Annotated in this window: 13 protein-coding genes; 4 read left to right on the forward strand and 9 right to left on the reverse strand. The window is 69.5% G+C overall.

Translation table 11 applies throughout. The annotated features are described in order from the left end of the window. Positions 1–36: 36 nt before the first annotated feature. From AC0IWM_RS06210 to AC0IWM_RS06230, 5 genes are all read right to left on the reverse strand, one after another. A complete protein-coding gene (locus AC0IWM_RS06210; protein ID WP_471753570.1) occupies positions 37–1,221 on the reverse strand; it encodes a hypothetical protein in 1,185 nt (394 codons plus the stop codon). A gap of 432 nt (positions 1,222–1,653) precedes the next feature. Further along, on the reverse strand, positions 1,654–2,904 hold the full coding sequence (locus tag AC0IWM_RS06215) for an alpha-hydroxy acid oxidase (RefSeq protein WP_471753571.1): 1,251 nt from the start codon (positions 2,902–2,904) through the stop codon (positions 1,654–1,656). 312 nt (positions 2,905–3,216) lie between these two features. After that, a complete protein-coding gene (locus tag AC0IWM_RS06220) occupies positions 3,217–3,933 on the reverse strand; it encodes an RlmE family RNA methyltransferase (protein WP_471753572.1) in 717 nt (238 codons plus the stop codon). Next, positions 3,930–4,979 (reverse strand): Ppx/GppA phosphatase family protein, encoded by a 1,050-nt coding sequence (locus AC0IWM_RS06225; RefSeq protein ID WP_471754109.1) that lies wholly within the window; start codon positions 4,977–4,979, stop codon positions 3,930–3,932. The genes AC0IWM_RS06220 and AC0IWM_RS06225 overlap by 4 nt, the downstream gene beginning before the upstream one ends. A gap of 208 nt (positions 4,980–5,187) precedes the next feature. Then, entirely contained in the window at positions 5,188–5,658 is a 471-nt protein-coding gene (locus AC0IWM_RS06230) for a response regulator (RefSeq protein WP_056189093.1), read from the reverse strand. 380 nt (positions 5,659–6,038) lie between these two features. Between AC0IWM_RS06230 and AC0IWM_RS06235 the strand changes: the two genes are divergently transcribed. Further along, the gene (locus AC0IWM_RS06235; RefSeq protein ID WP_471753573.1) at positions 6,039–6,806 is read left to right on the forward strand and encodes a cold-shock protein; all 768 of its coding nucleotides are present in this window, start codon (positions 6,039–6,041) and stop codon (positions 6,804–6,806) included. 113 nt (positions 6,807–6,919) lie between these two features. After that, entirely contained in the window at positions 6,920–7,195 is a 276-nt protein-coding gene (locus tag AC0IWM_RS06240; RefSeq protein WP_471753574.1) for a hypothetical protein, read from the forward strand. A 95-nt stretch (positions 7,196–7,290) separates the two neighbouring features. On the opposite strand, the gene rpsD is transcribed toward AC0IWM_RS06240, so the two are convergent. The 3 genes from rpsD to murI form a co-directional block, all read right to left on the reverse strand. Beyond that, entirely contained in the window at positions 7,291–7,908 is a 618-nt protein-coding gene (gene rpsD / locus AC0IWM_RS06245; protein ID WP_055953400.1) for a 30S ribosomal protein S4, read from the reverse strand. 203 nt (positions 7,909–8,111) lie between these two features. Then, the gene (locus AC0IWM_RS06250) at positions 8,112–8,549 is read right to left on the reverse strand and encodes a DUF3291 domain-containing protein (protein ID WP_471753575.1); all 438 of its coding nucleotides are present in this window, start codon (positions 8,547–8,549) and stop codon (positions 8,112–8,114) included. A gap of 90 nt (positions 8,550–8,639) precedes the next feature. Then, on the reverse strand, positions 8,640–9,515 hold the full coding sequence (gene murI, locus AC0IWM_RS06255; RefSeq protein WP_471753576.1) for a glutamate racemase: 876 nt from the start codon (positions 9,513–9,515) through the stop codon (positions 8,640–8,642). 212 nt (positions 9,516–9,727) lie between these two features. Here murI and egtB point away from each other — a divergent pair, with 212 nt between their 5' ends. Beyond that, positions 9,728–10,999: an ergothioneine biosynthesis protein EgtB gene (gene egtB / locus AC0IWM_RS06260; protein WP_471753577.1), complete on the forward strand. Its 1,272-nt coding sequence runs from the start codon at positions 9,728–9,730 to the stop codon at positions 10,997–10,999. A gap of 32 nt (positions 11,000–11,031) precedes the next feature. Beyond that, positions 11,032–12,006, forward strand: a complete 975-nt coding sequence (gene egtD, locus AC0IWM_RS06265) for an L-histidine N(alpha)-methyltransferase (protein ID WP_471753578.1) — start codon at positions 11,032–11,034, stop codon at positions 12,004–12,006. A 4-nt stretch (positions 12,007–12,010) separates the two neighbouring features. Here egtD and AC0IWM_RS06270 read toward each other — a convergent pair whose 3' ends face one another. Further along, positions 12,011–12,274: a hypothetical protein gene (locus AC0IWM_RS06270; RefSeq protein ID WP_471753579.1), complete on the reverse strand. Its 264-nt coding sequence runs from the start codon at positions 12,272–12,274 to the stop codon at positions 12,011–12,013. Positions 12,275–12,357 lie beyond the last annotated feature (83 nt).

The following is a 12,357-nucleotide window of genomic DNA, read 5'->3' on the forward strand; positions in this document are numbered from 1 at the left end:
ACGGGGTTCTCCGGTTGGGGCGGGGACGGTCGCGGTTCAGAGCTTGGCGCCGGGCACCGGCGTGTCCGCCGGCTTGGCCGCGGACTTGGCGGCCTCGCGGGCATCCATGAACCCGGCGAAGTCCTCGGGCGTCTGGGTCGAGAACGCCACGATGGGCTGCGGATCCTCCGACAGGTCGCGGAATGCGCCGCAGAGTTCGGCAACCGGCTTCGTCAGGGTCGGCTGCAGCTTGCCCTGAACCTCTTCCAGGACCGTCGTCATCTCGGGCGCCAGGGCCGCGAGCTTGGCATCGAAGGCGGCCCGCTGCCGGGCGGTGGTCGGGATCTCGCAGCTCCCGAGAAGCTTCTGGAGGATCAGGCCCATGCCGTAGACCTTGATCCGGGTCTCCGAGGGCCGCGCGGCCGCGTTCTTCTTCTCCTGGCGCCGCGCCGTCTCGGCCGCGAAGGCCTCCGGCGGCAGGACGAGGTACTGGTCGAGGGCTGTCCCGAAAGCCGCCGCGTCGGCCGCCTTCGGGCAGAAGGGCTCCTTCGGGTCGCTGAACCGCTTGGCGAGTTCGATGTCGATCAGGGCCTGGATCGGGCTCATCTCCGGGCGCATGCCCGCCAGCTTGGCGTCGAGGTCGGCGCGCTGCTTGCCCGTGCTCGCCACCTCGCAATCGGTCAACGCCTTCTGGAAGTAGAGCCCGCTCGCGTAGTTGGCGATGCGGCCTTCCGACGGGATCTCCGTCGCGACCGGCGCCGTGTCCCCGTTGCAGCGCTTCAGGGCCTCGTAGGCTTCGGCGAAGGCCGGGATCTTGAAGTCGGCGTCGCCGTCCTTGAAGCGCAGCACGATGGCGTCGGCGCCCAGGAGGTGCGGCAGGAGCGTGTCCGGGAACTCCCCGGTGAGCTGGGTCTCGTCCGACTTCCACTTCGAGCGCGGAAGGACGACCTTGCCGCCGGCCAGGAGAACCACGGTGCGGTCCCCCTTGTCGTGCGACCAGCCCTGGTAGCCGAGGGAGAGGATCAGGAAGCCCGGATAGGTCGCGACGACGACCGAGCTGGCATTCTCGTCGTCCGGATCCTGGTAGCCGCGGGCCATGAGGCACTTGGCCTTGTCGCCCTCCCCGCTGCGGCTGATCTCCCAGTCCTTCACCTTCGCGAAGGGAACGTCCTTGGCCGCCGCCGCGGTCGCGGCGAACCCGATCCCGGTCGCGAGCAGGGACACCAGAAACCGGGAGACCATGGGCAACTCCACATCGCCTGTGCGTCCGGGGCCAAGTGCCCGGACCAGCTCCGGTCGCTGTAGACTGAGGAGCGTGGACGATGTCTTGATTTCACCGAGACCCTCGGACCTTCGTGCGGATCAGGGCTAATGAAAGCGTAATCACGCGCGATCCCGATGCCGGTGATCGTCCGTTCGGGAAGAAATCGGGACGGGTCTCGCGCCCGATCATCGGTCGGTGTGGAGTTGTCGCGCCAAACGGGCGGATCCGGAAGTCGAGGATCGACCCCGGTCCAGTTCAAGCCGGGTGAAGGGAGAGATCCGTGCAAGACCGAGGACCAACGCGCTCGGTCCGCTTCGGAAGGGCCCGAAACGCCCATCGCTCCCCGGGCGGTCCGGCCCGGGGAGCGATGTCGTGGCGGCGCGGTGAAAACCCCCGCGCGGACCGTGGGATCAGGCGCGGCTGACGCTGGCGGGGGTGATCTCGGAGAGCTTCGTGGCGCCGACCTGGCGCATGATCGTCTCGAACTCGCGCTGCATGATCGCCAGGACCGCCGTGACGCCGGGCTCGCCGAAGGCGGCCAGACCCCAGACGTAGGGACGTCCGATGCAGACCGCGTTGGCGCCCAGCGCCAGGGCCTTGATCACGTCGGTGCCGCGGCGGAAGCCGCCGTCGATGAGGACGGGTACCTTGCCGTTGACCGCCTGGACGACCTCCGGCAGCGCGTCGATGGTCGCCTCGAGGCTCTCCTCGGCGCGGCCGCCGTGGTTCGACACGATCAGGGCGTCGACGCCGTAATCGAGGGCCTTCTTGGCATCCTCGTGGGTGACGATGCCCTTGAGGACGAGCTTGCCCTTCACGATGCCGCGCAGGCGCTTCACGTAGTCCCAGGTCATGCCGGTGCCGTAGAGGTTCGTCACCTTCGACACGTCGATGTCGTCGAACATCGGCTTGCGGCTGACCTCGTTCTTGAAGCCCGGCGTATGGCAATCCGAGCAGTTGCGGGTGTCGAGGCGACGTTCCCGGAACAGCGTCTCGGTGTTGCGGCCGCCCTGACGATCGACGGTGAGCACGATCGCGGGGGCGCCGGCCTTCTCGGCCCGCTTCACCAGGGCTTCGGTCACGGCCCAGTCGTCGGTGGGGTACAGCATGTACCAGACCGGCGCGCCGCGCTCCTTGATGACGTCCTCGATCGAGGTGCTGCCTACGGTCGACAGGATCATCTGGTGACCCTTGACCTTGGCGCCGCGCGCCACGGCCGACTCGGCCTCGGGGTGGAAGGCCGCCTGGCTGCTCACCGGGGCCAGGACGATCGGGCTCGCCCAGATCTCCCCGAAGATCTTTACCGTGGTGTCGATCTTGCGCACGTCGATGAGGCGGCGGGCGCGGATGCGGATCTTCTCGAAGCCCTCGCGGTTGGCCTTGAGGGTCTCGTCGCCGTCGACGCCGCTGGCGAGGTAGCCGTAATGGGCCGGGGGCAGGGCCTTCTTCGCGGCGGGCTCGAAGTCGAAGACGTTGAGGGCCTGGCTCGGGGAATCGATGATCTCGCCGACATTGCCGGGGGACTGGCGCAGGACGTCGTAGCTCTGGGCCATGGCCGAATCGGTGCCGAGGGCCGTCAGGCCGGCGAGCGCGCTCACCATCGACGGCGCCACCACGGGGCTGGCCGACAGGAATTCCAGGAACTTGCGGCGATGGAACATTTTTTCAGTCTCAGAACCGGGCTGAGGTTGAAAAGTCTCGGACATGGAACGGGCTCACACAGCGATCTCGCGAAGCCGCCGTCCTGCACCAGAAATGTTGCACTGCGCAAGATCGCGGCGCGGATCTATAGTTCTACAGTCCGGCCCGCGAACCACCCGATATAATTCCGGCCCGCGATTTATAATGAGAATAAGCTGAGCAGATTCCGGCCTGGACAGATCCGAACAATGGAAAGGTCTGCGCGAGACTGCATGCTGTATTGCACCCGGCGCATTATGGTCACGCTTCGCGCGCCCCCAGGATGGCCCGGTTCAGTCGTCCCGAGGATCGACGGCGGCCCCGGCCGGGCCGCGATAGCCCGAAGCCAGGACGTAGAGTTCGCTCGAATCGGCCCGGCTGGCGTTCGGCTTCACGTGGCGCACGCTGGCGAAGTCGCGCTTCAGGTCGGCCAGCAGGGTCCCCTCGGTTCCGCCCTGGAACACCTTGGCGAGGTAGGAGCCGCCCGGCGCCAGGATCTCGCGGGCGAACCCCGCCGCCGTCTCGGCCAGGCCGATGATGCGCAGGTGGTCGGTCTGCTTGTGTCCGGTGGTGTTAGCGGCCATGTCGGACAGGACGAGGTCGGCCGGCCCGCCGAGGAGGTCCGTGAGCAGCTTCGGGGCTTCCGGGGCGAGGAAGTCGAGGGTGATGAAGTCGACGCCGACCATGGGCTCGATCTCGAGAAGGTCGATGCCGACGATCTTGCCGCTGGTGCCGACGATCTTGGCCGCCACCTGCGACCAGCCGCCGGGGGCCGCGCCGAGGTCGACGATGCGCTGGCCGGGCTTCAGGAGCTTGAAGCGCTCGTCGATCTCGATGAGCTTGAAGGCCGCGCGCGAGCGGTAGCCCTCGCGCTTGGCCCGGGCCACGTAGGGATCGTTGAGCTGGCGCTCGAGCCAGCGCTTCTGGGAGGCGGTACGGCCCCGCCCCGTCTTGACCCGCTGCTTGAGTTCGCCGCGCAGACCCGCGCCGGCACCACGCCTGTCACTCACCGGTAGCTCCCACGGCGCCAGACGCCGTCCTCACGCATCATGTTCATCAGGAGACCCTCGCGCAGGCCGCGATCGGCGATGCGCAGGCGGTCGGAGGGAAACGCCCGACGGATCGCCTCCAGGATGGCGCAGCCCGCGAGCACGAGGTCCGCGCGGTCGCGCCCGATGCACGGATTGTCCGCGCGCTGCTCGAGCCGGGTGTCGAGGAGGTCGTCGATGGCCTCGCCGACATCGGCGTCGCTCATCCACAGGCCGTCGACCCGCCGGCGCTCGTAGCGGGCGAGACGCAGGTGCATCGCCGCCAGCGTCGTCACCGTACCGGAGGTGCCGAGCAGGTGGAAGTGCCGGGCATTGGCGGCGGGCGCGGCCCGGATGGCGAAGCGCGCCAGCAGGTCGGCCACCTCCTCCACCATGCCCTCGAAGGTCAGGCGGGTGACGTCGGAGCCGCCGTGCCGCTCGGCCAGGGTGACGACGCCCACCGGCAGGGAATCCCAGGCCCGGATGCGCAGGGTCGGGTCGGCGGACGGGTTCGTCGCCGCCCCGTCGAGCCAGGCGATCTCGGTGGAGCCGCCGCCGATGTCGAAGATCACCACCGATTCGGAATAGGGGTCGGCCAGGGCGGCGCAGCCCGTCACCGCGAGGTAGGCCTCGGTCTGGCGGTCGACGATCTCGAGGTCGAGCCCGACCTCGTTGCGGACGCGCTCGACGAATTCGGCCCCGTTCACCGCGAGGCGGCAGGCCTCGGTGGCGATGATCTTGGCCCGCACGACGCCGCGGGCCTGCATCTTGGCCTTGCAGACCCGCAGGGCCTCGATGGTCCGCTCGATCGCCGCCTCGCTGAGCCGGTCGGAACTGCCGAGGCCCTCGCCGAGGCGCACGATGCGCGAGAAGGCGTCGATGACCCGGAAGCCGTGCGCGGCCGGCTCCGCCACCAGCAGGCGGCAATTGTTGGTCCCGAGGTCGAGGGCGGCATAGGCGCTGCGCCGGTTGGCGCGCCCCGGGGTTCCCGGCGCGTCGGCGCGCGAGGCGGGGGCCGGTGACGGCATCTTCCCACCGCTCGGGCGGGCCGGCATGGTCGCGGCGCTCTCTTCCCTCATCGGCCGAGCCGAAATCCCCGATCGTGGTCCCAGGCGGAGAGCCGGACCAACACGTCCCCGGGACGCTACAGGTCTCCCCGGCAAACTGCAAAGCCTCGATCACGAGGGCGCGTGGATCGGGGATGATTTCGGCGGCCCGAACGGAGCGGCCGGCGGGTCAGCCGAGCTTGCCGGCGGCGGCCATGCGCGGCACCGGCCTGAGCAGGCTCTTGACCTGCGAGAACGGGCGCGGCCGGTTGATCACCTCGTCGAGGCGCGACCAGAGGGTCTTGGGCGAGAACGGCTTGGCGATGATCTCGTTGACGCCGAGCGAGATCGCCCGGTCCACCACGTTCCGGCGGGGCTGCGCCAGCATCAGGATGATCGGGACGGTCGGCGACGGCGAGGTGGTGGGGGTCCGTGCGAGGCGGATGAACTCCTCGCCCGAGAGGATCGCCAGGTCCCAGTCGATGATGGTCAGGTCCGGCTTGCTCTCGGCCAGGACGCCGAGGGCCTCGGCCCCGTCCGGCGCCTCCAGGACCCGCTTGATGCCGACGCGCATCAGCATGTCGCGCACGATGCGGCGGATATAGAGGCTCTCGTCGACCACGAGTGCCGAGAGGTCCGGAAAACTCGGAGTGGCGATCATCGATGCGGCGTCGGGCCCGGCGGGTCGGGGCGAGCATGCCCCGCCGGCACCCTAGCGCCGCGGAGCTTTGCGCTTTGCTAACGTCAGCCAGCAAATCGACTCGATCGCGCCCGGCGGAAACTGCTCAAATGGCAGGCAGGGGGCGGGCCACCCGCGCGGCTGCGCGAAAAAGCTACGCATTTTGCCGCAGGAAAGTTACGGAACTCTCGCCAAGCGGGGCAGAAGCATCTTGCGATCAAGGCGGCTTTCAGTCAGGACTAAGGCGTTATTCTTGGTCACCGCTGCTGGGAGTAATGATAGGGCGGAGCGTGGGCTGTCTGGGATGGCGCGCACGCGGTTATCGAAACTGATGGTCGGCGGACGGTTTTTGCGAGCTTTCTATGGGACGTGGTCGTGATTTTCGGGGGCCGCAGAAGCGCGGCTTCGATGAGGGTGGAGCCGAGCCGCGTTGGCCGGATCAGGCTCCCCCGAGCGGCGGTGGCTACGGTGGCGGTTTCGGCGGTGGCGGCGGTTTCGACCGTGGTCCGTCGCGCGCCGCTGCGGCACCCTCTGGGCCGGAGCGCGATGCGACGGTCAAGTGGTTCAACAAGGAGAAAGGCTTCGGTTTCGTCGAGCTGGCTGACGGCTCGGGCGATGCCTTCCTCCACATCCGCGCCGTCGAAGCAGCTGGCCATGCCGACCTTCTCCCCGGCACGCGCCTGACGGTCCACACCGCGCAGGGCCAGAAGGGTCCGCAGGTGACGGACGTCACCAGCGTCGACACCTCCACGGCCGAGGCCGCTCCCATGCGCGACGCGCGTCCGCCCCGCAGCGGCGGCTTCGGCGGCGGCGACCGCTTCGGCGGTGGCGGTGGTGGGGGTTACGGTGGTGGCGGCGGCGGTGCTTATGGCGACCGCGGCGGTGATCGTGGCGGCGGCCGCTTCGCCAGCGGTCCGTCCACCGAGATGACCGGCACCGTGAAGTGGTACGACCCGGCCAAGGGCTTCGGCTTCGTCTCCGTCAACGACGGCGGCAAGGACGTGTTCGTGCACCGCTCCGCCCTCTCCCGCGCCGGCCTCGACTCCCTGGCCGAAGGCCAGCAGGTCGTCCTCGGCGTCGTCGAGGGTCAGAAGGGTCGCGAGGCCCAGAGCATCAACGTCGACGATTGATCGTCCCGGGGGGCTGGCCGCGCTGCGGCCACCTTTCACGGCATGACTGAAACGGCGGCCCCACCGGGCCGCCGTTTCACGTTTCGAGACCTGACTCGCCTTCGGAGATTGCGATGCGGACCGCCCTCCTCGCGCTGATCGGCCTCGCCGGCCTGGCGATGCAGGTCCCGGCCTCGGCCGAGGATTTCAGCGGCTTCTATGCCGGCGTGAATGCGGGCTACGGCTTCGAGACCGGTGGACGCGACAAGCGTGGCTTCGTGCCCGGCGTGCCGGGCGACGAGTCCGGAACCGCCGCCGAGACCGGACTTCCGCCGAGCGCGCGGGATGCGTCCCGCGCCCTGCAGTCGCGCAACCGCGCGTCTCAAGGGGCCGGCGCCGTCACCCGCTGACATCCCCGCATGCGCCCCGGCCGCACGAACCCGCAACGAGAAAGGGCCGCCCTCGCGGGCGGCCCTTTCGTATCGTCGCCGGTGATCCGTGGGGATCAGCGCGAGTAGAACTCGATCACGAGGTTCGGTTCCATCTGGACCGGGTAGGGAACCTCGCCGAGATTCGGCACGCGGGTGACGCGGGCGGTCATCTTGGAGTGATCCACCTCGATGTAATCGGGCACGTCGCGCTCGGCGAGCTGCGCGGCCACGACCACGATCTCGAGCTGCTTCGAGGAATCCTTGACCTCGATCAGGTCGCCCGGCTTCACGAGGTAGCTGGCGATGTTCACGCGCTGGCCGTTGACCTTGACGTGGCCGTGATTGACGAACTGGCGCGCCGCGAACGGGGTCGGAACGAACTTCGCGCGGTACACGACGGCGTCGAGGCGGCGCTCGAGCAGGCCGATCAGGTTCTCGCCGGAATCGCCGCGCAGGCGGATCGCCTCGGCGTAGTAGCGGCGGAACTGCTTCTCGGTGATGTTGGCGTAGTAGCCCTTGAGCTTCTGCTTGGCGCGCAGCTGCGTGCCGAAGTCGGACATCTTGCCCTTGCGGCGCTGGCCGTGTTGGCCGGGGCCGTACTCGCGGCGATTGACGGGGCTCTTCGGGCGGCCCCAGATGTTCTGGCCCATGCGGCGATCGAGCTTGTGCTTCGCCTGAATGCGTTTTGACATCGCGGTTCCTCTCGCAATGGAGATCTATCGAGGAACGCGCCCTCCTCTCTTCGCCGCCGGCCTCGGCCGGGGACGGAGCGACAGGACGGACATTGCCGCCCACGGGTGCGCTGGAAAATGCTTCGGGGCCCCTCGTCGGAGCCCCGTCACCGGCGCCTCGTTAGAGCAGGCCGACCTCCGCGTCAATGCCGAGCCGGCTCGGTTCAGGCCGACGCCGCCGGGCGGATCGGCCCCGAACGGGTCAGGCGGGGTTCGCGGTAGGTCATCGCCGCGTGCCGCGCGCTCGGGTGGCGGACCTTGGAGGGCCGGCCCTCGGCGCGCATGCGCGCGTCCGCCTCCGCCCAGGACGGCAGGTCCGCCGCGTCCTGGACCCAGTGTACGATCGAGGCCTCGTCGCACCAGTGGACCAGGCGCGGCATGGCACGCCGATGCGCGCCCGCCAGGATGTAGGCGCGCATGCTGGCCTCGTCGGTCCAGGCCGTCATGGTCCAGAAGGTCCAGCTCCGGTCCGGCAGCAGCGCCCCGCCCGTGAAGCCCGGGGCCGCCCGAACCTGGTTGCGGGTCCGGACGGCGTGGAGCGCGAAGCCGGGCAGGAAGCGCAGCGCGCGGATGCGCAGGCGGGTGACGCTGATGAACGGCATGGTGGGTTCGTTCGCCTCGGAAATTCCTGCGCCCACGCAGATGCCCCGCACCTGCGCAGACCCGGAGGCCGGGCGCCAGAGCCGCGTCGGCTATTGCAGGCCCAGCGGCAGGGACTCCACCGCGATTCCGTCGATGCCGCGCGCGGCCAGGGAGCGGCGTAGCGACGGGGTCAGGCCGAACCCGCCGGTGAAGGCCCCGTGTATCGGAGCGGAGGCCGGGGCGCTGCGATCGACGGGCCCGAGGAGCTGGATCACCCGCCGGGCGATGGCCGGGGCGGGGTCGATCCAGGTCACGGGCCAGGGAGCGAGCGTCTGGAAGCGGGCGAGCAGCAGGGGATAGTGCGTACAGGCGAGGCAGATCACGTCGGTGCGCCGGCCGTCCTCGAGGGTGACGAAGCAGGGCGCGATCTCGCGGGCCAGGGCGTCGTCGTCCACGGGCAGGCCGGCCAGCTCGGCCTCCGCGAAGCCGGCGAGGTTCGGGGCGCCCACCAGGGTGACGGCGCAGGCGCTCGCGTAGGATTCGATGAGTTCGTGGGTATAGGCGCGGGCCACGGTGCCGGGCGTCGCCAGCAGGCTGACGACCCGCGAGCGGGTCGCTTCGGCCGCCGGCTTGATCGGCGGTACGACGCCGACGAACGGCGTGGCGAAGCGCTGGCGCAGGGCGGGAAGCACCAGGGTCGAGGCGGTGTTGCAGGCCACCACCACGAGATCCGGCGCATGCAGGCCGATCAGGCGCTCCATGACGCCGAGCACCCGGTCGATCAGCACCGGCTCCGACAGGCGGCCATAGGGAAAAGCGGCGTCGTCGGCGGCATAGACGTAGGCCGCGTCCGGCCGGGCGCGCCGGACCTGCTCCAGCACCGTCAGGCCTCCCAGCCCGGAATCGAACACCAGGATGGTCGGCGCCGGCGCGACGCTCCGTGCCACGGCCGCCGTGGTCGCTCCTGCCATGAGATCGATCCGCATCCGAGTCCGGCCCGACTGTCCCGCGTCAACGGCGAAGTGTCGGCCCCGGAGGGTTAAGGGGAGGTCACCGTGGCCGGAAAAAGGCGATCGATCCGATGGTCCGAGCGTGGCCGCGACGAAGGACCCCGATGCGCCTCCGTTGCCGAATGCGCGCGCGGCCATATCTCCTCCTGACGTTCGAGTCCGAACCTTCAAGTCTGGGAGTGGTCGCCATGGCAGCGACGGCAGCGTTTCGCGAGACCCCTGAGGCGGAGCCTGGCCGATCCGCTTTCCCGCCCCCGCCCCTCTCGGCCAGACCCGTCGACCGTGCGGCCTGGATCGCGGCTTTCCACTATGTCCGTGACGAGACCGAGCGCCGCGCCGCGCCACTCTCTCCGGAGGACCAGCAGGTCCAGTCGATGGCGGATGCCAGTCCGACCAAGTGGCACCGCGCGCACACGACCTGGTTCTTCGAGCAGTTCCTGCTGCGCGAGCACCTGCCGGGCTACGCCATCTACGACGAGCGACTGCACTACCTGTTCAATTCCTACTACGTCGCCGCCGGCCCGCGTCAGCCGCGGATCCTGCGCGGCCTGATCACCCGCCCGACGGCGGACGAGGTCGCCGCCTATCGCGGGCATGTGGACCGGTCCGTCGACGCCCTGCTGAGCCAAGCCTCGGCGAGCGCCCTCGAAGCGGTCCTGCCGGTCCTCGAGATCGGGCTCTATCACGAGCAGCAGCACCAGGAATTGCTGGTCACCGACATCCTGCACGCCTTCGCGCAGAACCCGCTCGGACCGGCCTACGATGCGGCCTGGAGCTTTCCGCAGGCACAGGGCGCGACGGGCCGCACCGACCTGCGCCGCGGCATCGAGCCCATCGGCCACGAGGGCGAGGGCTTCTCCTTCGACAACGAATCGCCGCGGCATGACGCGCTCATCCAGGGCGGCACCATCGACCGGGCCCTGGTGACCAACGCGCAGTGGCTCGAATTCATGGCCGATGGCGGCTATGCGCGGCCCGAACTCTGGCTCTCGGACGGCTGGATCGCGGCCCAGGCCGAGGGCTGGCAGGCGCCGGGCTACTGGCGCGAGGCCGATCACGGCTGGGCGAGCATGACGCTCGCGGGGATCCGTCCGGTCGATCCGGCGCTTCCCGTCACCCATATCAGCTACTACGAGGCCGACGCCTATGCCCGCTGGGCCGGGCGCGACCTGCCCACGGAGTTCGAATGGGAGGTGGCGGCGCGCGAGGGCGATCTCCCCGACGCCTTCGGACTGGTCTGGCAATGGACCCGAAGCGCCTACACGGCCTACCCGGGCTACCGCCCGGTGGACGGGGCGCTCGGCGAGTACAACGGCAAGTTCATGTCCAACCAGTTCGTCCTGCGCGGCTCCTCGGTGGCGACGCCGCAGGGCCATGCGCGGGTCGGCTACCGCAACTTCTTCTACCCGCACCAGCGCTGGCAGTTCACGGGCCTGCGCCTGTCGGACGCCCGGTCCTGATCCTCGAATCGTCGCGCATCCGGAGACGTCCCTTGACCATCAACCCCGTCTTCACGGATGCGACCCCGATCGCCGCCATCGACGCCGAGCGTCAGTTCCTGGACGACGTGCTGGCCGGCCTCTCGGCGCCGCAGAAGTACCTCTCGGCGAAGTACTTCTACGACGCGGCGGGTTCGGATCTGTTCGAGGCGATCACCCGGCAGCCGGAATACTACCCGACGCGTACGGAGCTCGGCATCCTCGAGGCGCAGGGCGCGTCCATCGCCGCCACCCTGCCGGCAGGGGCCAACCTCGTCGAACTCGGCAGCGGCTCGACGGTCAAGGTCCGGCGCCTGATGGTGCATCGGCCGGATCTGGCCGCCTACGTCCCGGTGGACGTCTCGGAAAGTTTTCTCCTGAGCGAGGCCGAAGCCCTGGCCCGTGACTTCCCGAACCTGACGATCGCACCCGTGGCGGCCGATTTCACGCGCGCCTTCACCCTGCCCGACGGCCTGTCGGACGGCCCGGTGGCCGGATTCTTCCCGGGCTCGACCATCGGCAATTTCGAGCCGCCGCAGGCGACCCGGCTGCTGGCCCATTTCGGGCGTGTGCTCGGTGCCGGCGCCGCCCTGATCATCGGCGTCGATCTCGTGAAGGCGAAGGCCGTGCTCGATGCGGCCTATGACGACGCGGCCGGCGTGACGGCGGCCTTCAACCGCAATCTTCTCGTGCGGATGCGCCGGGAACTCGGCGCCGAGGTCGACCTCGACGCCTTCGCCCACCGCGCCTTCTTCAACGCCGAGGCGTCCCGCATCGAGATGCATCTCGTCAGCCTGAAGGCCCAGACGATCCGGATCGCCGATCGCGTGATCGCCTTCGCCGAGGGCGAGACGATCCACACCGAGAACAGCTACAAGTACACGGTCGAAGGCTTCCGCGCCCTGGCGCACGAGGCCGGTTGGAGCGCCGAGGCGGTCTGGACCGATCCCGGCCGGCTGTTCTCGATCCACGCCCTGCGGCGGGGCTGACGGATCAGCTCCGCTTCTCCATCATCGCCTTGACCTGCATCAGCTGGTCCCAGAGCTGGCCCGGCGAGGTTCCGAGGAAGTCGAGGCCGGCGGTCACGCCCCAGTAGATCCCGAAGACGATCACCGGGACGAGGATCCAGCCCAGGATCTCCTCGCCGCGCCGGCGCCGCCTGCGCCGCAGGCGGCGCTGCTCGCGGGCCGTGAGCTTCGGCGCCGGCGCCTGCTTGGTCGCGATGGGCGTGAGGGGTCCCTCGTGCAAGTCGTTCATCGGGGACGCCCCTCCTCAACCGATCTCAGCGTTGGGGAGGGGTATCCGGCCAGTCTCTCGCAGTGCCCGCTCTCCGTTCCCGC

Source organism: Methylobacterium sp. AC433 (assembly GCF_979253015.1).